Genomic DNA, 23906 nt, shown 5'->3' with positions numbered 1-23906 from the left:
GGAAACGCTGCCCCTTGATCGCCGGTCGACCAGGAACTCGGTCGACGGCGCTGCCGGCATTCAGCGTCTCCGGCAACTGATCCGTCAGCCGACGTCCTCGGTGTCCGGCCCGCTCAGCGCGGCGGGATCGAGCCGAAGAGTGGCAAGCAGGCCCGCATGCCGGGTGATATCGATGTGGTCGGGCAGTTCCCGGTCGACGAAGTCAGCGCGGGCGTGCTGACCGCGCTCGCGAAGAACGGCCAGCACCGCCGCTTTGGGAATGGTCATGAGTGCCCTCTCGGAGATCGAAGCCGGTTGCCGCCGACGGCGGTGATCCGCTCAGCGGACGGGACGGGCGGCCGGTTGCGTACGGATCGCGAAGGGGTGGCAGAGCGCCCGCATCGCCTCCGCCCGGTGGTCGATCGTCGGCGGTGTCCCGTTGGTTCCTTCGGTGTCCTGAGGTGTGGGTGGTGCCAGGAACAATTCGGTCCGGTCGTAGCTCGGTGTCATGCAGATCCTTGTCGCTGGGTTCATGGAGTCCTTGGCGGGCCGGTGCGGTGTCAGGCTCCACACAGTGTGGGCAAGTCCGGTAGCGAGGACGCTGAAGAAGCAGGAGCCGGAGATGCAGGAGATCGGTCGCGACCGTGCAGGTCGGCCCGGCACTCGACGGCAGCCGCCGGCACCCACTGTACGCGTCGTCGTCGGCACCACGCGTACAGTGGTTGTCAACGACCTCTCCACGATCTCCGACGAGCGCATTCGGCGCCACCTTCGGCGGTGCGGGGGTCGTCAATCGAGAGGTAGCCGCCATGGCACCGACCACTTCGACCGTGCTCGCGCCCACGTCAGCGCAGAGTGAAGCCGTACGCCTGCAGCTGGACCCGCATCCTTCCCGGACCACCGTCCTCGACGGGGCCTGGTGGCCACGGTCGACGGACGCGATGGCCGAACTCCCTCGACTGGTGGAGGCTCTGGCGGGGCTGCGCGGCGAGATCACACACGTGCTGATGAACAGTGCCGAGTGGGACGCTCCCCATCCGCGGCGAGCGGCAGTGGGTAGCCGGGTGGTGCGGCTCGGGTGGTTCACGTCCCAGCCGTCCGGATTGATCACCATCATGGCCGACTTCGGCAACGATCGCTTCGATCTTTTCGTCGTGCCGCCGAACGCTACCGAGGCATCGGCTGAAGCGGCCCTGGACGCCGCCGCGGATGCCTCCGACAAACGCCTTACAGCCGACCTGCTCACCAGCATCGAACACGTCCGGTGACGTTGCCACCGGTGAGCAGAACCCCTGGCGGAAGCCGGCCGTCCGGTCACCTCGGCGATGTGATGGTGTCGTCGTCGACACCGAGTATCTCGTGGCCGAAGATGAAATCGTCAGGGCGGCCAGGCCGACGCCGCCTGGTCCTTCTCGGACCGACCGGACCGCGTCTGTCTTCACAAAAGACATTTAACGATGGGAATGTACGGTTACCCCCGTGATGGTTCAACGGCATTGGTGGAACGGCAGCAAGACAGCGCGCCTTCGTCGCGACGTGTACATCAGAAGCGACGGGAGCCGCTGGGACGTGCTGGTGCAGATCGGAGGGACGGCGGGACGCTATCGCGTGCAGGACTGCCCGAGCGGCAGTTCAGCGGTGATCGTGGCCGGCGCATGGCGTGGCTCGGACGCCGACTGGCAAGAACTGGCGCCGCCCGCAGATGCCGCGCCGAGCCGCTGAGGGTCGATAGCCAGCCAGGTCACTGCGCCCAAGGCGAGAGCCACCGGACGACATCACGGATGGCAGAACTTCACGATCCCGGATCAGCGCGCACCCGGCACCGTCACTCAGACCACAGCACCGCGAGGCGCGAACTCGATCGCCGCGACGCCTCGTCCGTAGATCACGACGAGCCGGTCGCCGTGTGTCGTCCGCAGCGTTCCGGAGTCCTGTGCCAGGGTCGAGATCACGTGCTCCAGCAACGTGTCCTGATCGGAGATGCCGGGGTCGTCATACGTAATGTCCATACGGTCGCCACCGATGAGCTTCACACGTAGCACTGCAGTCGCCATGGCCTCAAGCTACTCGAATCGGGCCACGGCGAAGTGGTCGGCGGACAGTACGATTTCAGCAAGTCCTTGGGGCGCCGGCATCGCCAGCGGCGCGGGACCAGGATGGCGTGAGCCGCTCGAACCGGACCGCTCGGCGGGCGATGGGCCCTCGGAACATCAAGGAGGTCAACGTTCGCAACTCCTCGTCGGAAATGAGGAATTGCTCACCCGGCGGACCGGGCGTCCCGCAGCGGCGCGCCGACTTCGTGCAGGTGGCGCAGGGCTTGCCGGTACGACACGATCAGGCCGGTCTGCTCGTAGGGCACGCCGATCTCGGCGCAGTACTGCTGGACGATCGGTTGCACTTTACGCAGGTTGGCGCTGGGCATGGCCGGGAACAGGTGGTGTTCGATCTGGTAGTTGAGGCCGCCCAGTGCGACGTCGACGAACCAGCCACCGCGTACGTTGCGGGAGGTCAGCACCTGCTTGCGAAGGTAGTCCTCAGCGCCGGTGGGGTGCGGCATGCCCTTGTGGTTGGGGGCGAAGGTCATGCCCAGGTAGACGCCGAACAGGGCTTGGTGCACCACCAGGAAGGCGAGCGCCTGCAGCGGTGACAGGACGACGAACAACGCCGTGAAGTAGGCGGCGGCGTGGACGATCAGCAGTCCGACTTCCAGACCCGGGCGTTTGACTGCGCCGGCTCGCAGGGCCTTGATACTCGAAATTTTGAGGTCGAGACCGAGCAGCGTCAGCAGCGGGAAGAAGAGCCCGGCCTGATGGCGGGTGACGAAGCCGGCCAGCCCGCGGCGGCCGAGCGCCGATGCGGTGGCCCAGATCAGGACCTCGGGTGCGACGTCGGGGTCGAGGTCGTCGTGGTTGGGGTTGTTGTGGTGGCGGGTGTGCTTGTCCATCCACCAGCCGTAGCTCATTCCGACGCCGAGGTTGCCGGCGATACGGCCGGCGATCGCGCTGGGTCCCTTGGTGCGGAAAACCTGGCGGTGGGCGAGGTCGTGGGCGACCAAAGCCAACTGGGCGAAAGCCACCGCGAGCACCGCTGCGACGGCGAGGGTCCACCAGGAGGAGCCGACGAGGAAGAACGCGGTCCAGCCGCCGACGGCCAGCAGACCGACCAGCGTGAGACGCAGCACGTAGTAGGTGGGTCGTCGCCGCATCAAGCCGAGCGCGTTGACCCGGCGGTTAAGTTCCGCGAAGTCGCTGCCGGTCGCTGAGGGACGCCGGAGCGTGGTTGCCGTCATTGTCTCAGTGTCGCCTCGACGGGTCGACGGAGCAGGAGTGACAGACCCCAGCGCCATTGGGGTGCCAGCACCCCTGTGCTGACCACTGCCCGACGTCCGGCGACGCGCGATGATGGTGTCATGGACCTCGCGGATCGTGTGCCGACCGGCCTTCGCGCGACCGCGCACGGCGTCTTCGCGATCGGTCTCGGGCTGCTCAACATACCGGTGCTCGTCTTGTCGCTGGCCGGAGTGCTCCTGAGCCCGGTCCCGGTTCTCGGCGCCGATCTGCTGCACGTGACCACCGTCGTCGTCCGGTGGCGAGCCGACCTCGAGCGGCGCCTCGCCGCGTTCGTCGGCGTGCCGATCCGCCGGCCCTACCGGGTCGCACCGGACCGGGCCGAGCTGGGCAGCCGCCACTGGGTGCGATGGATCATCACCGATCCGGCCACCTGGCGTGACATGGCCTGGCTGCTGCCCGGTGCGGTGGTCGGCGTGGCGCTCGGCATCGTCACGGTGGTGGTTCCGGCGTACGGCCTGGTGGGGACCTTTCTGCTGCCGTTGTGGCTGTTCCTGGGTGATGTCTGGTTCGGCTACGGCCTGTTCTGGCCGACGGCGAACATCGTCGAGGCCTGGCTGGCCCTTCCGCAAGGTCTGACGCTCCTCGCCGTCGGGCTCGCGGTAGCGCCGCTGTTGCGCCGGACCGACGTCCTGTTCGCCCGGCTCTTCCTCGCGCCGACCTCGGCCGCCGAACTGCGGCTGCGAGTCAGTCACCTGACCGCGACCAGGAGCGGCGCGATCGACGCGCAGGCCGCCGAACTGCGCCGGATCGAGCGCGACCTGCACGACGGAGCACAGGCGCGGATGGTGTCGGTCGGCATGACCATCGGGCTCGCCGAACGCCTCGTCCGGCGAGATCCGGCCGCGGCGCTCGAACTGCTGACCGAGGCACGCGCGTCCAGCACGGCCGCATTGGTCGATCTGCGGCACCTCGTCCGGGGCATCCATCCGCCGGTGCTCGCCGAGCGCGGACTCGAAGGGGCCGTCCAAGCCCTCGCGCTGCACCTGCCCGTCCCTATCGCGGTGACCTCGCACCTGCCGGGGCGGCTGGAGACACCGATCGAGTCGGCGGTCTACTTCGCGGTGGCCGAGGCGCTGGCCAACATAGGCCGGCACAGCCAGGCCCACTCGGCCTGGGTGACGTTGCGGCATGCCGACGACCGACTGGTCGTCCAAGTCGGAGACGACGGGATCGGCGGCGCCGACGCCACCCGCGGCACGGGCCTGGACGGCATCGAACGACGGCTCGATGCTTTCGACGGCACGATGACGATCTCGTCGCCGCCGGCCGGCCCGACCGTCATGACCATGGAGGTTCCGTGCGCGTTGTCATCGCCGAAGATCTGACTCTGCTGCGGGACGGGCTGACCCGGCTGCTCGAGGCGTTCGACTTCGAGGTGGTCGACGCCGTCGACAACGGTCCGGCATTGCTCCCGTCCCTGCTGCGACTCCGGCCGGACGTGGCGATCGTCGATGTCAGGCTTCCGCCCACCTACACCGACGAAGGGCTGAAGGCGGCCATCGCGGCCCGCGCGGCGATACCGGGGTTGCCAGTGCTGGTGCTCTCTCAGCATGTCGAGCCGCTGTACGCCCGCGAGCTGCTGTCCGACAGCGGCCGAGGCATCGGCTATCTGCTGAAGGAACGCGTCTCCGACGTCGAGGAGTTCGTCCGGGCGGTGCAGCAGGTCGCCGCGGGTGGAACCGCCCTCGACTCCGAGGTCGTCACTCAGCTGCTGGCCCGGCGCGAGCCGCTGGCCGGCCTGACTCCGCGCGAGCACGACGTCCTCAAGCACATCGCCGAGGGACGATCGAACGCGGCCATCGCGGCCCAGCTCTTCATCACCGAGAAGGTGGTCAGCAAATACATCAACAACATCTTCAGCAAACTGGGGATGCCGCCGTCCGACGACGACAACCGGCGGGTCCTGGCTGTCCTCCGCTACCTGGACGCCTGATCCAGGTCTGCCCGCATCGGCTTCGCGGCGGTCGCTCGATCATCGGCGTACAGTGACCTTGCTCCAGCAATTCGCTTCCTCGCGACGATCACCGCCAGCCGCGCGGTGGTCGGGCAGATGTCCGATCGCGTCGTCACCTCACCGCGACCCAAGGAGCACGATGTCCCTGACCCCGGCCGACATACACAACACGCAATTCGCGAAGGCCCCCCGCGGTCGGCGCGGCTACGACGAGAACGACGTCGACGTGCTCCTCGACGAGGCCACCGGGGAGATGATCAGACTCCTGGAGGAGAACAACGTGTTGCGTCACCGGCTCGGCGCCGGTGCACCGGTGGACGGCCGGGAGGCGGACCGTCGAGCCGCTCGGGCCGAATTGTCCGCGGCGACGGACGCTCTCGATCGCGCTCATCGAGCATGTGACCGCGCCGAGCAGGAGGCCCGGCTCGTGCGCCGGCAACTCGACGAGGTGAACCAGGCCGCCGCGGCGGCAGCCACGGAACGCAACGAGACGTCCCCGGAGCGGGTCCTGATGATGGCGCAGCACACCGCCGAGGTGTATGTGCGCGAAGCGAGAGACGAATCGCAGATCCTGCTGGCCGAGGCCGGAGAACGGGCCGGCCGGACGCTTCGTGAAGCCCGGGACGCGGTCGCCGCCATCGACCGGAGGTCCCACGATTACCAGAGCGCGGCCGCGGCCGACCTGGTGACCGACCGGGAACGCGTTCTGCGCGACATCGACAAGCTGACTCGATTTGCGGCGGACTATCACGGTGCCCTCCAACGCCACCTGCACCGCCAAGGACGATTGATCGACGGCACGGCCAGCCAGTGATGGAGGAGCCGACCGCCCCGCCGTCGTAGCTAGGAACTGTTCCTTGTACGCGGTCGGATCGCAGGCGGTGCGGTGCCGCGAAGGGTGTGCCCGCTGGGCCGGGTACCTGGGAGGGCTTCACCATGGCCGACGCCGACCTGGTTCCCGGCGAAACCGAGCACCGGCTTCACGTCGCCGCGGTCACCGCGTGCTGGGGCTTCGCCACACGGGACGCGATCACCGTGAGCTTCCGAATGTGGGATCCCAGCATGTGGTGGAGGACGGCTGTTGAGCGGGCCGCAGAGGTCGGCGCCATCCGGCTCAGCTTCGGCGTTCAGGGTGGCCGTGGGGGAAATCGATTACCGACCACACCGCCTTCCCGGTCGGCAGTGACGTCGACCCCCATGCGGCGGACACGGCGTCCACCAGGCGCATCCCCCGGCCGCCCACGCCACGGCGATCGAGTGCCCGGTGAACGGCATGCACGGCCGAGCCATCGACGACGGAAATGTGCAGGTGACACAACTGCAGCCGCACCGTCAGGGTCATCACAGTGTGAGCGTGCACGGCTGCGTTGGTCACCAACTCGCTGACGACCAGTGCGGCCGGCCCGATCAGCTCGGATCGGTCCCAAGTCAGGCACGCCTCAGTGATGACATCCCGGGCCCGACGCGCAGCGCCGGCGACCGGCAGCAGGTCCTCCGCAACCGCTGGAACCACTGCCAAAGCAGCTGTCCGGCCGGCGGCGACGCTGGCGAACAACAGCCGCTGATCCAGCACGTCGGCCGAGAGAAGGGGCTTCACCGATGCGGAAGGCGCGCACACCAGCACCCGTACATCGGGCCACCGCCGCGCTTCCTGCATGATTTCGGTGAACACCGTGACGGCGGCGGCATCGGCCACGGACAGCGCCGCCACATCGATCAGCATCCCGGCCCGATGACGCCGCATCAAGGTCGTGGCCCGCTCATAAAGCACCATGCCGGAAACCACCTCCAGCGTTCCGCCGACGACCAGCACCGGAAGGCCATCATGGCTCTCCAGAAAACAAGTCAGTGATGCTTCAGGAACGGCTGACACGGCATGAACTCCCCGGCTTGGCGGCTGCGCGGAGTCACAACATGACGGTGGACGACCTCCGGCTCGAACGCGTCGGTCCCCGATTAGTTCCGGTCTTCCCTGATGGGGAACAACGAAACGCATGTCATGTGACCTTATGATGCTGCACACAAGCCGCGGAGATCAGCTTCTGCATGACCCAACGTCGACTCACGAAGCGCATCACGCCGGGGCTGTCACCCTCGGTAGTGCGGCCGTCGAGCCCGAGCGGGTCATCAGCAACGAGCAAAGTTGTCGAGGCAGGCTTCAACCGTGGCGAGGACTTGATTGCCTATCAAGATAGTATTAGACCGTCGTTGCGTGCTTGAGTAAGTCGTCCAGAAGCTGATCGATAAGGGCTTCCTCGTACGCGGCGTAGCCGGACTTGGTCATCACCACACGCAGGTTCGGATCCCACGCTGTTGCGGGCAGGGCCACCGTGTCGAGCCGGGTCCGTCCGGGCGCGGAACCAGCGAGGCTGCCCAAGTAGTCGGCCGCGTTCATCCGCCACGTAAATGCCGATGGAATGCCGGCGAGCAGCGAGGCCACATGTTGCAGTCCGGCCTGATCGAAGTCGGCGCGGACGGCTACCTGCCACCCGGCGTCGGCGAGCCGTCCGATGGCCTTGATCTCCAGTGCGGACGGTGTTCCCACTGTGCACATACATCCGGTTATCTCAACGGATGCGGCGAGGGGCGGCACATTGCGGTGTTGGTGCTGCCGACGGCCGGCATGCTGATCCGCGGATGTGACGACAACGGCGATCCCACCGCGCCACCGTCCCTGGTCGTGTCCGCCAGCACTCGGCCTGTTCACAGTGGACTGCCGATGGGGTCAGAAGCGGGCCGCCCCGACCGTGCAGGTCACCACCGCGGTCTACCCCCACGGCTTCCCGCCCACCGGCGCCGGCAATGCCCGCTACCTCTACCGGCTCAAACACGCCGACACCGTCCGCGACGCGCAGGACACCTCGTCCAGCGTCACCGTCACCGATACAAGCATGTCGTTCCTGGCCGCCTACCCGGTCACCGACACCGTGGTGAATACCCGGCTGGACGGCAACGCCGTGGTCACTGCCAGCGTGCGCCGCGCGCCCACATGCGTGGGGAGGACGGCGGGGTTCCGGGCCCGGCAGTCGCGCCGGGCGGAGCACCCCACATGCGTGGGCAGGACGACATGACCACGGCCACGTTCTTGGCGGACTTCGGAGCACCACCACATGCCTGGGGAGGACCGCTGAAGGCCGCTGAAGAACGTGTAGCCGGCCGGAGCACCCCCACGTGCGTGGGGAGGACTTGGAGGCAGATGCCGATCGAAACGTACGCCTCGGAGCACCCCCACGTGCGTAGGGAGGACGACTGGTAGGCCCGCAACTCCAGCTCGATGGCCGGAGCACCCCCACGTGCGTGGGGAGGACGCCATCGCCGACGACGACAACTCCTACATCACCGGAGCACCCCCACGTGCGTGGGGAGGACGGGCCGGCAAGGGCTGGGGCCGGCGAGGGCTGGGGAGCACCCCCACGTGCGTGGGGAGGACTTTGTCCAAAGTGGAGACACTATTGGCTCCATCGGAGCACCCCCACGTGCGTGGGGAGGACGAAACCGCGAAGAAACTGTGGCGCAAATACCGGGGAGCACCCCCACGTGCGTGGGGAGGACACTTCGCGACCTGCGGTTTTACGACGGCAAGTTCTCGTTTTTGTGCTGCCGGGGGCTGTCGGTGTGGAAGTGCGATCTCACTTCTGGTGTCCATGCTTCTTAGACAGTCTGAGGCCCGGCCGTACAACGCGCCACCCACGGACGGGACCAATCGAGTGGTCCCCGGATGTCGGATTCAGCGAACTGGAGTCAGCGCCACCCGCTCAGCGCGAACGGCTGGCCTTCGCGGAACGCCCGGAGGCACGCGGCCGTGTAGGGGTAGGTGTTCGATGGTGGCATGTCAGCCGGGAACCATTCGATCTTGGCGCATTTGTGTGGTTCGGCGTTGATCGGTTCCTGGTGGCGCGCGGGGTCGTACGCCACGGTGAAGGCCAGCCCGATGCGGGCGTGCCCGGCGGTGTTGCGGTGGTGCATGGTGGCCGCCAGGCGCGGTTCGCTCGGGTCGAGTTGCACGCCGATCTCTTCGTGTGCCTCGCGGATGACCGCGCTGACGGCGTCCTCGCCGTGTTCGAGTTTGCCGCTGGGCAGGTTCCATTGCCCGTCGGCGTAGCCGGTGCCCTCCCGCAGTGCCAACAGCACGTGCTCGCCGTCGGTGAGCAGGAGCAGCACGTCTACCGGGTGCACCGGGTTGGGGGTGGTCACGAGCGCCGAGGTTAGCCGGTCGGCGGGGTCAGCAGGGGGTCGACCCGCCGGGCGATCCATGCCACCCGCGCGGCCACGTCCAGCCCGGCGGGCACGTCCACCAGGGGTAGCCCGATGTCGGCGCAGGTGTCGCGGACCGCGTCGGCGGTCTGTTCTTGCAGGTGGGAGACTTTCGCGCGCATCGGGTCGGCTGGGTGCTGGTAGCGGTCCGGTAGGTAGAACACCGCGTCGTAGGTCGCGGGCGCCCACGCCCGGCAGAACCCGGCCATCGCGTCGAGCACCGCCGCTTCATGGCTGCCGGGCGAGGCGGGCAGGACCATCCGCGCGTAGGCGAACACGTTGACGACGGTCTTGTCGCAGATCAACAGGTGGTGGTGCCGCGCTCCGCGCAGGGTCGCGGACAGTTGCGCCGCGTACAGGTCGACCTCGGTCGGCAGGTCGAACACGCCCTTGCCATGGATCACCGTCTCTTCGATGAACGAGCTCGTGCGGGCCGGTTCATCGGTGCAGTCGACCAGCACACCGCGTTCCCGGTAGTGCGCAGTCAGCGCGTGCACGAGGGTGGTCTTCCCGGACGCGTGCGTGCCCTCGATACCGACCAGCACACAACGCCGCACGCTCACCGGGCACCCCGCCGCCGCCGTGGCAGCAACTCCAGGAACGTCGGATGGTCCAGCCAGCCGACCCGGCCCGCCCATTGCGTGGCAAGGTTCGCGTTCACGTTCAGCGGTGCCCGCCAGGACAGGTGACCGGCCGCGCGTAGTGCCACATAGGCGGTGGACAGGCTGTGCCGCAGATTGAGCACCGTCACCCGTTCGCGTGCCTGCACGTCGTTGTGTTCCAGCCAATCGCGGTGCAGGGCGGTCATCGACTTGCGGGCCAACTCCGGTTGCGTCACGTCAAGCCGTAGTTCTCCACACACGTCAACCAGCCGCCGGGACGCGTTGGACAGCACATGCCCGGCGTCGAACCGGGTATCGATCGCCCGCCGGTCCGTATCCGCGCGGCGGTCGTGCCACGCCTGCCGCGCGGCCGTCAACGCGGCCGGCACCGAAGGGCCGGCGTTCGCGGTCAACACGGCCAGGTCACTGCACCACTGGTGCCCGACGATCAGATCGGCGCTCTCGCACGCGGCGCCGACGTCGGCCGCCGCCGCCTCCACCAGGTCCGCTCGTTCGTCGTCAGATTCGAGGTAGAGGCTGGTCGACCAGAACGGCAGCCCGGCCGTCAACCGCACCGGCTGATCCGTCGCCGGCACGGCAAGCCACACGATCGAGTAGCAGAACGCCCGGTTGCCGTCCTTGATCCGGTAGTTCTTGCTCCACTCCACATCGACCGACGCGACCAGCCGCGTACCGGGCGGACGGGCCGGCACCCCGCCCGGACCACCAAGGTCACTGATCAGGTGCATGTGCCGTTCCTTCCCCGGAACCGTTCGCCGCGCCGCCGCATGTCACAGCTAGTGGTGGCCGCCGCCATCACCAGGGCGAGCCCGGCACGGGCGGCGGCCACCGACCCTAACGCCGCCTACGTGGCGGCGCGGACAACCGGCCGCCCGGCCGTGTCGGCTGCCCGGCCCGCGTCACCGTCACGCGAGGTGAGGCGGGGGCAGGTTCGGCCGCTGCGACCGGAGAGCACGTCCCAGCCGGCCCGCTCGATCGCCTCGGGTACACGAAAGGTGCCCTCCCAGGCGTAGCGGCTGGTGTGCAAGGCGGCGGTCAACCCGACCGCCAGGCACCGGGTCAGCGCCCGACGGGCAACCTCCGCCGCGCAGTCGGGACAGTCCGGCACCCGCTCGGGCGCCGGTTGAAGGGGCATGCCCAGGTCGGCGCCGGTCTTGTTCGCCTCCGAGCCGGTGTCGATCATCACCGCCACGCCCCGCTGTTGCCCGGTCCGATCCGACCATGCGGACAGCACGCCGTCCACGCCCCGCAACGGCACCGCTGCCTGAGTGTTCAGCCGGTCCAGGTCGGCGCCCAGCCAGTGACCGGCCATGATCGCCGCGTGCCGCCGGGCGCGGGTCAACGCCCGGTCGGCCAGGGTGAGTAGGTCCGGCACCTCGGTAGGGTCTTCGATGACCGCTGTGCGGAACCCGATCGACAACGTGTCGTCGCTGACCTGCTGGGTACTGCCGCGCCGCCGCACCCGCAGGTACACCAGCGACGCCGCAACCGGTCCCCTCTCGGACCCCTCCGGTTCGCCGGTCCACTCGAACGTGCACGCCGCCAGCATGTCGATGTGCTGGCCGAACGGGCGTTGCTCGGCCCCGAACGGGGTTTCCGGCCACGCCAGGTTCGTGAACTCACGCACGAGCGTGACCCCCCGATGAGGCGGCCGTGCCCGCGTTGTCCACGGTGCGGATGCTCGCCCCGAGGTACTTGGCGAAGTGGTTGTGCTTGAACCGATACCGCGCCCAAATCTCCGACACCGGCTCGTGCAGCAGATTCCCGAGGGGTTCGAGCAGGTCCGGGCGGTCGTAGACCGGCCACGCGCTGGCCTGCCCGGTCACCTCAACCAAGATCATGTGACCTTCGGTCTCCGGCGTCCAACACGTCATCCGCAGCGCCGGCCGCCAGTCGTGCACCGCCCGCGCCTCGGTCAGCCGATCGAAACACTGGGCTGCCTCAGCCAGGCTGATGAACTCGTTCTCCTCCAGATCCAACGCGTTGCCCTTGCGCAACGGCAGGATCAGTTTCAGCTTGCCCGCGCCGACCACGTCCGCGATCTGATAGGTGAACGGCAACGCGGGCAGCGTCGAGCGGTACACCACCGCCGACAGCGACAGCGGCAACCCGGCGTCCAGGAACGCCCGCACTCCGGACATCACCTGGTCGTAGTCGCCGCGTACCCGGTTGGTGGTCGCCCGTGGACCTTCCAACCCGACGTTGACGAACGCGACCTTGCCCACCATCGCCTTCGCGTGCTGCAAACCCCGGGTGGCGTTCGTCGGGATACCGAGAATGAAATCCCCGGTATACATGTCCACGATCTCGCCGAAGTCCTTACGCAGCAACGGTTCCCCGCCCGAGAGGAACACCCGGCCGACCCCGGCCAGGTTGGTACGGATCGTGTCCAACTCGGTCAGAGTCGGGTCGGGAAGCTGCAACGTCTCCGAACAGAAAGAGCAGTCGAAGTTGCACCGCTTCGTCACCTGCAAGATCACCGACAGCGGCACCGTCGCCGCCTCGGCCAACTCCTCGATACTCGCGCCATCGGTGACGGTGAAATGATGTCCGGCAGTGAAGGCGACCGGTCCCGCCTGACGCGGTAGCGACGCGGCCGGAACGGTAGGCATACCCAACATGGTCATGATCGATGTCTCCCCGGTGAGGGCAGATCGGAGGGGGTCTCACTGGCTTTGCTGGATCTGTTGCCGCACAACAGAAATCGGCTCGGTGGTGCCCGCGCGTGGGCCTCGGGCGCCCGAGGTCGCCGACCGTCACGCCTGCGATGGCCTGCGCAGATCCGGCGCACGGTCAAGCGACCGTGCGCCGGGGCGATGAACCGCATCGATGGACCGGGCTCGCTGGGCGTGCGACCCCGCGTGGGCATCGATTCGCCGAGACTTCTTAGCGGGTGGCCGGCCGGTGCCCGACGGTTTGCACCAGCGGATATTGGCGGATCGCGAAGTTCGGGTCGTGCAACACCGCACTGACCTGCTCCAGGTCGGTGGTGGACAGGCCCTCGGCGTGTAGCTGGTCGCGGAGTTGCTCGATGCTGCTGACCCCGAGCAGCGCCCCGGCGGACCCGCCCGGCCAGGACCGGCAGCGGATCGACGCGGCGACATCGGTCAGCCCGGCGTCGGTCATCGCTTGCAGGACCTGGCTGGCCCAACCGGGATCGACTCCTGCGGCGGCGAAGACGTTGATCAGCGCGTCGTTGAAGGCTTCCCACAGTGCCGCGTCCGCCGGTGCGGGCGCTCGCAGGACACGGCCGGTGCGCCACGTCTGGTCCCAGTCCTCCACCACCAGCACCCCGCCGGGAGCCAGCGCGCCGGCCAGCGCCGTCAGCACTTGGTGCCGCTGCGGGAGGTGCATCAGGACGAGGCGGGTGTGGATGAGGTTCCATGGCCCGGCCGGAACCCCGGCGGTGATGTCGTGCTGGATCACCCGCAGCCGCTCATGCATGGGGATGTCCCGGGGGCTGATATCGGTGGCCAGCACCCGCCCGGCCGATCCGATCTTCTCAGCCAGCCACAGGGCGATGGACCCGCCGCCGTAACCGACTTCCAGACACGCGGCCTTCTCCCAGGGCACGGGCAGGCCGGACAGGCAGCTGATCGTGTCGGCGTCCAGAATGGCCGAGAGGCGTGCGTGCTGCGCTTGGGCCGCCGTGTGGGCGTTGGAGTACACGTAGGATGCGGTCACGGGTCACCACCCGCCACTGGCGGTCACTGCGGGCGCGGCCCCGTTCGCCAGGCCGAAGTCGACCAGGTCGTCCGGGGCGGGGGCCTTGGGGATCGCCCCGGAACCGGCCAGGATCGCGACCGCGCGGGCCACCCGGTTCTCGTCGAGCACACCGACCTGACCGGCCTGGACCACGTAGGGGGCCATCTTCTCCAACTCGGCGGCTGCTGCGGCGCCGTCCTGGGTGGGGACCATGGTGTGCAGGATCTGCCCGGCCTCCTGCGGATGCTGGATCGACCAGGCCAGGCCCTCCAACAGCCCGGCCCGGAACCGGGCCACCAGGTCAGGGTGGTCCCGGATCATCGTGGTGGTGGTGACCAGCCCGTTGCCGTACAGGTCTTCGATCACGGCCGAGTAGGCCAACGCCCGTGTCTGACGTCCACCGGCGGCCTTCTCCACGGTGCCGGAGGCGACCACGAACTGACCGATCCCGTCCACCTTTCCCGACGCCAGCGCCGCCGGGGTCAGCTGAGCCGACATGTGCACCCACGTCACCGCTTTGGGGTCGAGGCCGACCAACTCCGCGTACACCGGCCACAGCAACTCGGGAGTCGCCCCGGGCGCACCGCCGATCTTCTTACCGGGCAGGTCTTTCGGGCCGGTGATCCCGGACTTCTGCAACGTCATGATCGAGTTGAGGGTGCGCTGTTGGATCGTGGCGACCGCCCGCATCTGCGGGTAGTGACCGCTGCCTTGCAAGATCCACACCCCGGACAGGTCGTTCGCAGAGAACTGCGCTCGCCCGGCAGCCAGCAGCTTGAGGTTGCTGGTGGCCCCCTGGCCGGGCTGGATGTCCACGTCAATGTGCCGGCTGGCGAAGAATCCCTTCTGTTTGGCGACGTAGGCGAAACCCTCCCGGCCGAACGACCCGAACGCGGTCAGGTAGGTGACCTTGTCCATCGCCCCGCCCGGCTCGTCGCCGCCCGGCTTGGCGTCGGCACCGCAGCCGCCGCTCAACAACACGATGGCCGCGCACACGGCGAGCTGCCGCGCCGGTTTCAGATTCCTGAAGTGATGCCAGAACAACAGAGCGCTCCCCACTACGAAAACGGTTGTCTTGACTCGTGCCCTCGTGTCGCTCGCCGGGCGTCACCGGGCGCTGGTCGGCGTCTACGGCACCCGGCCGACGCCGCCGTACACCGACATGTGCTCGTCCGGCAGATGCTCGGCGCCGGGGTCGGGCCGCCACTTGCTGACGATCTGCAACCCCGGCTCGACCATGTCCAGGCCGGCGAAGAACCCCTCGACCTGCTTCCTGCTGCGCAGTGTGGTGTCCGCCCTGCTGACATGGCCTCCGTCGGCAAGCGCCTGGACGCTGTCGGGCGCCATCAGGTCGTCGGTAGCGTGGGAGACGACCAGGTAACTGCCCGGGACCATCGCGTTGACCAGCGTCTTGACCGCAGCCTCCGCCACCGCGTCGTCCGGAATGAAATGCAACACCGCGACGAGCAGGACCGCGACCGGCTGCGTCAGGTCGAGCGTGCCGCCAGGCGCCGTGCTAGCCAGGATCGCGCGTGGCTCGCGGACATCGGCCTCGATGTAGTCGGTCTTGCCCTGCGCGCTACTGGTCAGCAGCGCCCGCGCATGCACCATGACCAGCGGATCGTTGTCCACATAGGCGATCCGGCACTCCGCAGCGACCTCCTGGGCGACCTCATGGGTGTTGCCAGCAGTGGGGAGGCCGGTGCCGACGTCGAGGAACTGCCGGATACCGGCCTCGGTGACCAGATACCGCACCACACGCCGCAAAAACTGCCGGTTCTGCTGGGCCGACGTGCGAATGTGCGGGTAGATCTTCTCGATCGCGTCACCGGAAGCGCGGTCCGCGGCGAAGTTGTCCTTACCACCCAGCCAGTAGTCGTACCGGCGCGCCGGATGCGCCACCGACGTATCGATCAACGAGAACGGGTCGTTGCTAGTCACTAGGCACCTCAAGCCGGAACACAACGCCCGCTCGGACGACAGACCTGCCGGAGCACGCCAGCCGTCACCGGGGAGTTAGCGGGGAAGAAACTCGATGCCACGGCAGCGGACGGATCAGCGGGCAGCGGCAGTCCGAACGTACGAGGCCCGCATCGAACGGCGCTACGATGTTGCAGACTGTTGCACGAACTCGTAGCGCGCCTTCGCGATGAGAGCTCGGGCGTTGCGGCCGAATACGGCGGCGGCCCGCATCCGCTCGAATGCGGCAACGTACAGCTCGATCTCCTCGGCCCGGGTGATATCGAGCCCCGCCGTCAGGGTCTCGACGCGGACCAGGACGTCATCAAAGATCCAGAAGGCGGTTTGGGTGTGCGCGCCCAGGCCGGCGGTCGCCGGAATGATGCCCAGCGAGACCCGGGGCAGATCCATGACGGTGATCAGCTGGTCGAGTTGCTCGATCATCTCCGCGGCGGAGGGCACGAGGCTGTAGAGAGCCTGCTCGGCGAGCAGGAACACGAATCGGTGATCGCCTTCGTGCAGGACTCGCTGGCGGTCCATGCGGACCTGGTTGGCCTGCTCAGCGTCGTCGGGCAGGTCGTGGGTACGAGCCCAGTCGGTCATGATGGCGCGCGAATAGGCGGCGGTTTGCAGCAGTCCAGGAACGACCCAGTGTTCATGGGCGCGCAGCAACCGCGTCCGCTCGTACAGCGACGCCGCGGAATCTTGCAGACGGCGCAGGCCGGCCCGCGTATGACGCCGCCACTCCCGGTAGGCAGTGTCGACCGTGCGCATCTCGTTGATCAGATCAGGGATCTGCGCAACCGCGCCGCACGCGGACGCCCAGCCGCGGATATCGGCGTCCGACAGGCTCTGCCCGCCGTGTTCGACGCGGGACACCTTCGTGAAGTGGAAGCCCGTGACCTCAGCGAGTTGCCGTCCCGTGAGACCCGCGTCCAGGCGAATCTCACGGAGACGGTTACCGAACGCTTCACGCGCCCGTCGCTCGCTGCCCGACACGTGGGTCAGCTGGACTGGTAGTCGCGGTGCGGAGTGCCCAACTGCCAGGCGGCTTCAAACGCCGCCCGGCACAGCTCGATGTCATGCCGGTCGGAGCTGGCCGTGAAACCGACGTTCAAGCCGTTGCCGCTGTAGTGATGGAAGATCACCAGATCGTCGAGCATGGTGAAATCGTTGCCCGGGAACGCCACCGACGACACCCGCCGACGCGACACCCACCGGATCTGGTCACCGGCCTCCACCATCGGACCGACCACGCTGTAGGACCAGCGGTGATAGTCCGACAACGGCTCCGAGACGACATGAGCCCGCCGGTAGGTACGCCCGGCCGCGACGTTCGCCCGGACCTTGCCACAGTACGGCGCGAGCCACGCCAAATCATCCGGCTCACCGGCCGCCCACGCCGCCATCCTCGGCAGCTCCGACTCCGTGCCGTACGAATCACGAAGCTCAAGATGCAGCGACTCACGGTCGAACTGATGAATCCTGGCCTGGAACTCGGGCAGCGTCAGAGCCGCCATCACTGCCCTTGCGTGAAGAACGGAATCATCCGGTCCGGGATCTCAACACACGTTTCGCCCTCCGGGATCTTCATCGCGGCCAGCGCTTCCGGATCGTCAACGACCCAGCCTTGAATGACCCAGCTACCGCGGTCAGTGCGGTACAGCGTCGGCGAGTTGTCAGGTACGGAATTCGGATCTCCGGCGATGAGAGTCAGGCGCACATCGTCCTCCAACCGTCAAAGTTGCGCAGTGTTGCGCAAACCCATATCGACAGCCATCCCATCGCGGGACGGGCCTGCCGTCAAGCGTTGAAACCCGTCCGAGGTCCGACCCCGTCGAACGAGCGCGTAGCTGAGCAGTGGCAGAGCCGAAGGCCAGCCCGGGTCTATCGAACTCGTCATGAAGGGTCGTGCCCGGGTTCGGTTGCCGTGGTGGCGGCGTTTCGCGCGAGACGGCGTTTGCGTTGCCGTACCTCCTCGGTCAACGCGGCCTGGGGGGATTATTCCCTCGGCTTGCAGCCGTCGCTGCAGGGCTCCGTAGGAGACGCCCAACGACCCTGCCAGTACACGGACGGACTTGACCTCGTGGTAACGGCGGGCCAGTTCCTCCACCGTGATACCGAGCTCTATCGGCTGCATGCTCCCCTTGCGTACGCGCGGCGGCGGCGCCTCGCCGTGCACCGCCGCGCCGCCCTTGCCGATGACCAGGTCGCCTTCCCAGTGGCCGGGTACCTGTCGTCCTTCGACCTCGGCGGGGCGTTCGTCGAGGTAGCGCGGCTCGCGGATGCGTGGGGCAAGTGCTGGGCGCGGGCCCGAGCGGCGGGCCGTGCGGCCGGTGCGCAGCTTCAGCAGCTCCCGGGCCAGCGTGGATACCGGCTGCGCGTACATCCACTGGTAGATCGCTTCGTGGGACACCCGTACAGCCTGATCGTCGGCGTAGTCGCGCGGCAACCGGCCCGCGATCGACGCCGGCGACCAGCCGGTGCGCAGCAGCTCGGTCACGACCGTGCGCAGCCGCGCCGACCGGTCGACGGCGTACGCCTTCGGCCGCTGCCGGGCATGCGCGGCCGCCTCGTCAGCGGCCACCGCCCGGTACCCGGCGCGGCCGCCGTGGCGGGCGACGTCCCGCGAGATGATCGATGGATTCCGGTCGATCAGTCGGGCGATCTCCTTGTACTCCAGACCCTCGGCCAGGCCACGCGAGATCTCTTCCCGATCAGCCAAGGTCGACATGTTGCGCACGGCGGGCATCCTGTCCCACCGAACCAACAAGATCAAATGCTACGGCTGATCGCGGAGTACCACGAGGCGGTCCGCTCGTTCACGCCACCGCCCGGCGCGCCGTGGAACTCACATGTCCTGCCGGGATACGAGAACTCCTCAATGCTACGGCTCCAGGCCCGCCGCAGAGCTCTATCCGAGTGGCAACGTCGTGGATTTTGACATTCGTCGGCCCGAACGTGAGCTGGTGCCAACCTCCGTCATGATCATCGCCCAGATGTCTTGCAATCCTTTCGGCTTCGGCCAGATGCGCATCCGCCGACTCCGCATTGCCGGCGCGGGCAGCAAGCATGCTGGAGCGTTAGGGACGGCGGCCCTTGGTTCGCGGGCCGCGCACGCTTGGACGGTCGCGCTCTTGGCGGCCAAGGAGCCGCCCTGACCTTGCGCTATCCCGGTTTACACCAGTGACCGCAGCGGGCTCGGCGGTGCCGTTCTGGATAGGCGTGGCTCGCGTAGCTGCCGCCTGCCATCCTGTGGCGATGATGCCGCGTCGTCTTTCAGCGATCCTCAACGAGCCTTACGCCCGACGCCTCGACATCATCGCCGAGGGTCTTGACCTTGCCATGGCCCCCGGTGGGCGGCGCGCATCGCTCCTCCCGGTTCTGGGGTGCTGCGTTAGTGCTGGGCGAGCCGGGTGAGGGTGTTGCCGTCGACGCGGTAGAGGGTCTTGTCCGGGTTGGTGGCGGCTCCGAGCTGGGCGTAGAACGTGTCGGCGGTGGGGTTGTTTTTGTCGGTGGTCCATTCGACTCGGCTGTAGCCGTTGTCGGCGGCGATGGCGCAGATGTGTTTCAGGAGTCGGGTGCCGATGCCGTGGCGGCGGTAGCCGTCTCGGATGTAGAGCTCTTTGAGGTAGAGGGAGGCGGTGACTCCTTCGGCCGGCCACAGCAGGGAGTAGCTGGCGAGGCCTGCGGTGTGCCCGTCGGTGACGGCGAGCAGGACGTGGGCTGCCGGTGAGGGTCTGAAGAGCAGAGCGATCGCTTGCTGCTCTCGGCTGGCGCGGTCGGGGAGGACGGCGTTGTTGCCGTAGTAGCGCTCGATGTCTTCCAGGAGGTCGACGATGACGGGAACGTCGGCGGCGGTGGCGGGTCGCACATGGATCATGACGGTGGTTCTCCGGTCGGTGTGGCGCATCGGGTGAGCAGATCATCGGCGTCGCGCAGGGCAGCGCTGGTGTGGTGGCTGCCGACGGTGTCGAGGACTTGCCGGGCGCGGGCGAGGACCAGTCCGGTGCGGTGAGCCGGCGCCAGTGCGGTGATGACCTCGGTGACCTGGTAGGCGCCGTGGGTGAGGTCCCCGTCGGCGAGCAGGCAGGCGGCGCTGCCCTGCGCGACGCCGATGATCTGCCCGGTCGAGGTGGTCGGCGGCGGAATACAGCCGTAACGCCTGCTGCTGGGCGTTCCACGCCGCAGCGACATCGCAGATGTGGGTGTAGGCGTTGCCGGCGTGGAAGCGCAGCTGGGCTTCGTCGTAGCCGAACGCCGAGGGCATGGCATCGTTGTTGGCTAGGTTGCCCAGGAGGTCTTCGGTGGTGCCCAGGGCGCGGTCAAGGCTGTGGCGGTCGTGGGCTGCAGCGTAGGCGCGTGCCTGGAGTGCGGCGGCCAGCGCCGCCCCGGTGCCTCCGGCGGGTCCGGCCAGGTTCTGGGCGTGGTCGGAGGTGCTGATCGCGCCGGGGATGTCGCCGATGTAGAAGTGCCGGTAGGCCTCCTGCGCCCATACCCACGCGCTGACCAAGGGATCGCCAGCTTCGGTGGCGGCTATGCGCGCGGTGCGGCCCCATCGCCGAGACGCCATATGGGCGTCGGTTTGAGCAGGCTGAGGCTGATCAAGCCGGCCATCTGCGCGATCAGCCGTGTGGTTTGCCGCAGGCTGGTGGCGGTGTGCCGGTCATCGAGCAGCATCCGCAGGTCGCTGATATCAGGCAACAAGGCGTCGAGAAGTTCGTCGGCGGGCCGGTACCGGGCGGCGCGGGCGTACGCCGTGACGGAGCTTTCCCAGTCGTCGAGTCGGCTTGCCGCCACGACACGTCGTCCCAGACTGGCCTCGACCCGGCGACGGACGCGCTGTTCGTCGGCCGGCGCAGCGCACCAGCGCTCGCAAGGTTCATCCTGGGCTGCTGCTACTCGGTGCCTGTGCTCCTCGCGGTCTTCGGCCTCGAGATCGTCAGAGGTGTCCGCGATGATGAGGCGATAGCGCTGTTGCACGGCGGCGTCGGACTGTGCCAGATCCGTATCGAGGAGCTGCTGCGTCTCGGTACGCAGGCGGGCAGCAACTCCCCGGCGTTCCCAGTTGGCCACCGACGCCGGTGAGACTCCGAGGTGGGCGGCCTAGGCGCGGATGCTCAAGCGGCGGGCATGGCGCAAAGCCGCCGCCTCCCGCCCTGTCCATCGCGGAGTCGCTCCCGCCGAGGCCATAGGCCCCCGTCCGGTACAGCCCACGGAATTCAGCATCGACGGCTCCCGTCCCTGGGCGCAAGGCGGTCGTGTACCGGTGTTGTACCAGTAGTGCTGGGTCCCGTCCGGGCCGCGAAGTCGTGGTTGATGGCTGTTCTGGCTGTGGCCTTGCACCTTCTGACGTGGGGTCTCCACCTGTTTCGACAACCACGGGAGGTGGACGCTTGGCCGGGGGCGGGGATTCGATGTCCGTTGGTTCGGCACCACCTGCCGTGCGCGCATCGGTGGAGCCTGCTGTGGGTCGGCCCTTGCTCTGATGACGGAATTCGAAGCAGCGTGGGCTGGCGGCACAGGCCAAGGCTCTGCGGTGTGTGTTCGGCACCGACGGGGATCGTGACCGTGACGGCTCTGGGGGCTAGTCGAATGAGGAGTGGACGGTTCGGGATTCTTCCGCGGTGAGGTAGTCGGAGGGCTCGATCCCGAGCGCGGCGCGTTTGGGCGATGCCCAGTAGGCGGCGTTGGCGTCGGCGAAGGTTTGGGTGCCGTCGTAGGTCATCACCCAGAGGTGCTGGCTGCGTTCGTAGTCGATCCAGGACCCGTCGATGTGGAAGCCGAGTTCGTGGCGTAACGGAACGATCAGGTTGTGGAATTTGGTGATCCATTCCTCCAGGCGGTCGGGCCGGACGTCGTAGGTGCGGATCTGGGTGGTTTTCGGCATAGCGGGTCGCCTCGGGGTCGCAGGGTGGCTGTCGGGCGTAGCGTTCAGGCGGCGCGGAACTTGCGGAGCCGGTGTTTCAGCGGGCTCGCGGCGGGGTCGCGAGGGTACCGATCGTTCAAGGCGGCTTCGAGGTTGGTGATCCGTCGCCGCATCCACGACGTTCTGCGTTCGCCGGTGAGGTTCAGCACGGGGGTAACCGCGTGATTTGCCGCGTCGAGGTCGCCGAGTTTGATCATTGTGGTGGCTAGGTAGATGTGGGCCAGTGTCTCGTCGTCGAACGGACGGCGTGCCGCAGGTCGTTGCCGCCAGAGGCAGATGGCGTCGTTCGCGTTGACGGCTGCGCTGTTCAGGGCTTTCTTGTCGGAAAGCCACATCAGCGAGGACGCCGCGTAGTACCGCTGTTTGGCAGGGGAGAACCCGAAGATCCCGTCGTTGTCGTTGTCTGTGATGGATTCGCTGGATCGGCGTGCCTGGGAGATGAAGGTGCGCACGCGGACGATGTCGCCACGGTGCGCGGCGCTTTGTGCGGCGGCGCAGAGCAGACGGGTGCGGCCGGCGGCGGTGCGGGCGTACCGCAATCCGTCCTCGGCGTACATCTGAGCGCTCACGAACTGCTGCCGGAACCGGGCGATCAACGACTGTGTGCCGCGTGCCCAAGCGCGCAGGTCGTCGTTGTCGCACAGCTGCGCCATGCGCCAGATCACCGCGCAGTGGGTCTCGGCCGAGCGCGGATGGCCGAGATCAAGCGCGGCGTAGGACAGGACGCCGGACGCGTAGCCGACAGTGACGCAGTATTGCGACAGCCGCTGCGGCGCCGCCGTGCCGGCGCCCAGAGCGCGATACAAACGTGAGCGCAAAGCGAAAGCCTCGGCGAGAACGGGCCCGGGCGCACTCGCGCCGTAGGAGACGCCGAGTTCGGTAACAGCGTTACGCAGAACCGCAAAGTCGGGTGGCTCCGAGCACGCCGCGAGGATGTCCCGTGATTGCGAGTCCGAGCGGCCGACGAGGGCTTCATTGTCGGTATCCCGTGCCGAGGAGGCCGCCGCACGGGTGTCGGCGTCCGTGTCTTCCACCACAGGCGATGGTGCGCAGCGGGGGCCGTCAAGTAGGGCAGCGAATCGCTGCGAGACCTCCGCTGGGGCGTGGGCGAGGTCGACGTCCAGGAGTTGCTGGGTTTCGGTCCGCAGGCACGCCGCTGGCCCCCGCTTCTCCCAATTGGACACCGAGGCGACGGCTACTCCTAAGTGATCGGCGTACGCGCGGATGCTCATCCGCCTGGCCTGACGCAGCGCGGCAGCCTCCCGCCCGGTCCACCGCGAGACCATCGGTGTGCCCATGACCGAGGCTCCCATCTCTGTAGCGCCTCCCCTGACCGCGAGGGCGCGGACGAACGTGCCCGTCAGCCCGACACGAATCTATTCTCTCTCGCCCGGCAGGAGTCAAGTCCCGTCCCTCACCCGCGCCTGACAACCGGTAGGGCCGTGTGACGACCATCGTCGCCAGCCGTGCACGCTTCTTCCTGCGGTGCATCCGTCCGCCAATGAGCTCAAGGTGGAGGCTAGCGTTGATCGGTGAGTCTGGATGAGACAGAGCGTGCGATCCAGCAGCTCGCCGACACTGCGGCAGCGCTGACGCTCGATCAGCGGCTACGAATCGCGGCCCTACTGGCCCAGCCATCTGAGCCACCACTGACCGCGCCCGCTCCGGAACACCGTGAGCCGCAGGCGCTGGTACTGACCGTAGAGGAGACAGCCGAGCTCCTGAGGATCGGCCGGACCACGGTATACGACCTGATCAAGGCCAGGGAGCTGCACAGCATCATGATCGGGCGGCTCCGACGCGTCCGCCACTGCGATGTCGTCAACTACCTGAACGGAACCGGCAATCGCAACGGCTGAAAATCTGCATGTCGCCGTGTCCAACTTGCTGAGCCGAGCCTGATCCGTGTCGGCGTACGGCCTTCGAGTGCAAAGCTGCGTACTACGCACCGAGTACAGAGCAGCCATCGACTTCCGCAAGCTCGTCATCGGGGTAGCCGCTGGGCGGACGCCGACGCGGAAGAGTCATCGGCTACGCACGGTTAACACTGCTCCGCCTTGACGGCGTCCGCATTTACCGATGAGCGGACTCGTGATCTGGCGGCAACGATTGATCATTCGTGCGTAGCTGGAGGTGTCCCGACATCGATCAGC

The 23906-nt window shown here is 67.8% G+C and carries 30 protein-coding genes and 1 CRISPR repeat array; of the genes, 7 read left to right on the top strand and 23 right to left on the bottom strand.

Annotated features, from left to right (window positions below; genetic code table 11):
- Window positions 1-84 precede the first annotated feature (84 nt).
- Both IEY73_RS29135 and IEY73_RS29130 read right to left on the bottom strand, forming a co-directional pair.
- Window positions 85-267 carry a hypothetical protein gene (locus IEY73_RS29135; RefSeq protein ID WP_189082553.1) on the bottom strand — a complete coding sequence of 61 codons (183 nt, stop codon included), beginning with the start codon at window positions 265-267 and terminating at the stop codon, window positions 85-87.
- A 51-nt stretch (window positions 268-318) separates the two neighbouring features.
- A complete protein-coding gene (locus IEY73_RS29130) occupies window positions 319-489 on the bottom strand; it encodes a hypothetical protein (RefSeq protein WP_189082552.1) in 171 nt (56 codons plus the stop codon).
- Between the two features lie 299 nt (window positions 490-788).
- On the opposite strand from IEY73_RS29130, the gene IEY73_RS29125 reads away from it, so the two are divergent.
- Window positions 789-1247, top strand: coding sequence for a DUF5994 family protein (locus tag IEY73_RS29125; RefSeq protein WP_229716257.1), 459 nt, complete (start codon window positions 789-791; stop codon window positions 1245-1247).
- 214 nt (window positions 1248-1461) lie between these two features.
- A complete protein-coding gene (locus tag IEY73_RS29120) occupies window positions 1462-1701 on the top strand; it encodes a hypothetical protein (RefSeq protein WP_229716262.1) in 240 nt (79 codons plus the stop codon).
- A gap of 107 nt (window positions 1702-1808) precedes the next feature.
- On the opposite strand, the gene IEY73_RS29115 is transcribed toward IEY73_RS29120, so the two are convergent.
- A complete protein-coding gene (locus IEY73_RS29115; RefSeq protein ID WP_189082549.1) occupies window positions 1809-2033 on the bottom strand; it encodes a hypothetical protein in 225 nt (74 codons plus the stop codon).
- Between the two features lie 203 nt (window positions 2034-2236).
- Entirely contained in the window at window positions 2237-3268 is a 1032-nt protein-coding gene (locus IEY73_RS29110; protein ID WP_189082548.1) for a fatty acid desaturase family protein, read from the bottom strand.
- A gap of 120 nt (window positions 3269-3388) precedes the next feature.
- Between IEY73_RS29110 and IEY73_RS29105 the strand changes: the two genes are divergently transcribed.
- The 3 genes from IEY73_RS29105 to IEY73_RS29095 all read left to right on the top strand — a co-directional run bounded on the left by IEY73_RS29105 (window position 3389) and on the right by IEY73_RS29095 (window position 6097).
- Window positions 3389-4654, top strand: a complete 1266-nt coding sequence (locus IEY73_RS29105; RefSeq protein ID WP_189082547.1) for a sensor histidine kinase — start codon at window positions 3389-3391, stop codon at window positions 4652-4654.
- Window positions 4627-5262 (top strand): LuxR C-terminal-related transcriptional regulator, encoded by a 636-nt coding sequence (locus tag IEY73_RS29100; protein ID WP_189082546.1) that lies wholly within the window; start codon window positions 4627-4629, stop codon window positions 5260-5262. Before IEY73_RS29105 ends, IEY73_RS29100 begins: the two co-directional genes overlap by 28 nt.
- A 160-nt stretch (window positions 5263-5422) precedes the next feature.
- Window positions 5423-6097, top strand: coding sequence for a DivIVA domain-containing protein (locus IEY73_RS29095; RefSeq protein ID WP_189082545.1), 675 nt, complete (start codon window positions 5423-5425; stop codon window positions 6095-6097).
- A 300-nt stretch (window positions 6098-6397) separates the two neighbouring features.
- Here IEY73_RS29095 and IEY73_RS29090 read toward each other — a convergent pair whose 3' ends face one another.
- Window positions 6398-7156, bottom strand: coding sequence for an ATP-binding protein (locus IEY73_RS29090; RefSeq protein ID WP_189082544.1), 759 nt, complete (start codon window positions 7154-7156; stop codon window positions 6398-6400).
- A gap of 324 nt (window positions 7157-7480) precedes the next feature.
- Window positions 7481-7828 (bottom strand): DUF2399 domain-containing protein, encoded by a 348-nt coding sequence (locus tag IEY73_RS29085; protein ID WP_189082543.1) that lies wholly within the window; start codon window positions 7826-7828, stop codon window positions 7481-7483.
- 163 nt (window positions 7829-7991) lie between these two features.
- Between IEY73_RS29085 and IEY73_RS29080 the strand changes: the two genes are divergently transcribed.
- A complete protein-coding gene (locus IEY73_RS29080; RefSeq protein WP_189082542.1) occupies window positions 7992-8354 on the top strand; it encodes a hypothetical protein in 363 nt (120 codons plus the stop codon).
- 26 nt (window positions 8355-8380) lie between these two features.
- A CRISPR array of direct repeats spans window positions 8381-8835; the repeat unit is 28 nt; unit sequence GGAGCACCCCCACGTGCGTGGGGAGGAC.
- A 189-nt stretch (window positions 8836-9024) separates the two neighbouring features.
- Here the strand turns inward: IEY73_RS29080 and IEY73_RS29075 are convergent.
- The 17 genes from IEY73_RS29075 to IEY73_RS28995 form a co-directional block, all read right to left on the bottom strand.
- Complete coding sequence (locus IEY73_RS29075; protein ID WP_229716256.1) at window positions 9025-9477, bottom strand: NUDIX hydrolase; 453 nt, start codon at window positions 9475-9477, stop codon at window positions 9025-9027.
- A gap of 11 nt (window positions 9478-9488) precedes the next feature.
- Window positions 9489-10100 (bottom strand): AAA family ATPase, encoded by a 612-nt coding sequence (locus IEY73_RS29070; RefSeq protein ID WP_229716255.1) that lies wholly within the window; start codon window positions 10098-10100, stop codon window positions 9489-9491.
- Window positions 10097-10888 carry a hypothetical protein gene (locus IEY73_RS29065; RefSeq protein WP_189082539.1) on the bottom strand — a complete coding sequence of 264 codons (792 nt, stop codon included), beginning with the start codon at window positions 10886-10888 and terminating at the stop codon, window positions 10097-10099. Before IEY73_RS29065 ends, IEY73_RS29070 begins: the two co-directional genes overlap by 4 nt.
- 116 nt (window positions 10889-11004) lie before the next feature.
- Entirely contained in the window at window positions 11005-11787 is a 783-nt protein-coding gene (locus IEY73_RS29060) for a hypothetical protein (RefSeq protein WP_189082538.1), read from the bottom strand.
- Entirely contained in the window at window positions 11780-12772 is a 993-nt protein-coding gene (locus IEY73_RS29055; RefSeq protein WP_229716254.1) for a radical SAM protein, read from the bottom strand. The genes IEY73_RS29060 and IEY73_RS29055 overlap by 8 nt, the downstream gene beginning before the upstream one ends.
- Window positions 12773-13046: 274 nt before the next feature.
- Entirely contained in the window at window positions 13047-13844 is a 798-nt protein-coding gene (locus tag IEY73_RS29050; RefSeq protein WP_189082536.1) for a class I SAM-dependent methyltransferase, read from the bottom strand.
- 3 nt (window positions 13845-13847) lie between these two features.
- Window positions 13848-14924, bottom strand: a complete 1077-nt coding sequence (locus tag IEY73_RS29045) for an ABC transporter substrate-binding protein (RefSeq protein ID WP_189082535.1) — start codon at window positions 14922-14924, stop codon at window positions 13848-13850.
- 69 nt (window positions 14925-14993) lie between these two features.
- The gene (locus IEY73_RS29040; RefSeq protein WP_189082534.1) at window positions 14994-15806 is read right to left on the bottom strand and encodes an SAM-dependent methyltransferase; all 813 of its coding nucleotides are present in this window, start codon (window positions 15804-15806) and stop codon (window positions 14994-14996) included.
- A 162-nt stretch (window positions 15807-15968) separates the two neighbouring features.
- The gene (locus IEY73_RS29035) at window positions 15969-16823 is read right to left on the bottom strand and encodes a helix-turn-helix domain-containing protein (protein WP_189082533.1); all 855 of its coding nucleotides are present in this window, start codon (window positions 16821-16823) and stop codon (window positions 15969-15971) included.
- Window positions 16824-16828: 5 nt separating this feature from the next.
- Window positions 16829-17344 carry a DUF6879 family protein gene (locus IEY73_RS29030; RefSeq protein ID WP_189082532.1) on the bottom strand — a complete coding sequence of 172 codons (516 nt, stop codon included), beginning with the start codon at window positions 17342-17344 and terminating at the stop codon, window positions 16829-16831.
- Window positions 17344-17559, bottom strand: a complete 216-nt coding sequence (locus IEY73_RS29025) for a hypothetical protein (RefSeq protein WP_189082566.1) — start codon at window positions 17557-17559, stop codon at window positions 17344-17346. Before IEY73_RS29025 ends, IEY73_RS29030 begins: the two co-directional genes overlap by 1 nt.
- 3 nt (window positions 17560-17562) lie before the next feature.
- Window positions 17563-18558 (bottom strand): IS30 family transposase, encoded by a 996-nt coding sequence (locus IEY73_RS29020; protein ID WP_229716261.1) that lies wholly within the window; start codon window positions 18556-18558, stop codon window positions 17563-17565.
- A 663-nt stretch (window positions 18559-19221) separates the two neighbouring features.
- Window positions 19222-19737, bottom strand: a complete 516-nt coding sequence (locus tag IEY73_RS29015) for a GNAT family N-acetyltransferase (RefSeq protein WP_189082530.1) — start codon at window positions 19735-19737, stop codon at window positions 19222-19224.
- Complete coding sequence (locus IEY73_RS29010) at window positions 19704-20021, bottom strand: hypothetical protein (RefSeq protein ID WP_189082529.1); 318 nt, start codon at window positions 20019-20021, stop codon at window positions 19704-19706. The genes IEY73_RS29015 and IEY73_RS29010 overlap by 34 nt, the downstream gene beginning before the upstream one ends.
- Before the next feature lie 339 nt (window positions 20022-20360).
- The gene (locus IEY73_RS29005; RefSeq protein WP_189082528.1) at window positions 20361-20900 is read right to left on the bottom strand and encodes a hypothetical protein; all 540 of its coding nucleotides are present in this window, start codon (window positions 20898-20900) and stop codon (window positions 20361-20363) included.
- 511 nt (window positions 20901-21411) lie between these two features.
- The gene (locus tag IEY73_RS29000) at window positions 21412-21714 is read right to left on the bottom strand and encodes an NIPSNAP family protein (RefSeq protein WP_189082527.1); all 303 of its coding nucleotides are present in this window, start codon (window positions 21712-21714) and stop codon (window positions 21412-21414) included.
- Between the two features lie 44 nt (window positions 21715-21758).
- The gene (locus IEY73_RS28995; RefSeq protein WP_189082526.1) at window positions 21759-22787 is read right to left on the bottom strand and encodes a hypothetical protein; all 1029 of its coding nucleotides are present in this window, start codon (window positions 22785-22787) and stop codon (window positions 21759-21761) included.
- Between the two features lie 498 nt (window positions 22788-23285).
- Between IEY73_RS28995 and IEY73_RS33880 the strand changes: the two genes are divergently transcribed.
- On the top strand, window positions 23286-23612 hold the full coding sequence (locus IEY73_RS33880; protein WP_229716253.1) for a helix-turn-helix domain-containing protein: 327 nt from the start codon (window positions 23286-23288) through the stop codon (window positions 23610-23612).
- The last annotated feature ends 294 nt before the right edge of the window (window positions 23613-23906 follow it).

Origin of the sequence: Mangrovihabitans endophyticus, from assembly GCF_014646155.1 — a bacterium.
GTDB lineage: Bacteria > Actinomycetota > Actinomycetes > Mycobacteriales > Micromonosporaceae > Actinoplanes > Actinoplanes endophyticus.
This window is presented reverse-complemented; position numbering and strand designations above follow the sequence as displayed.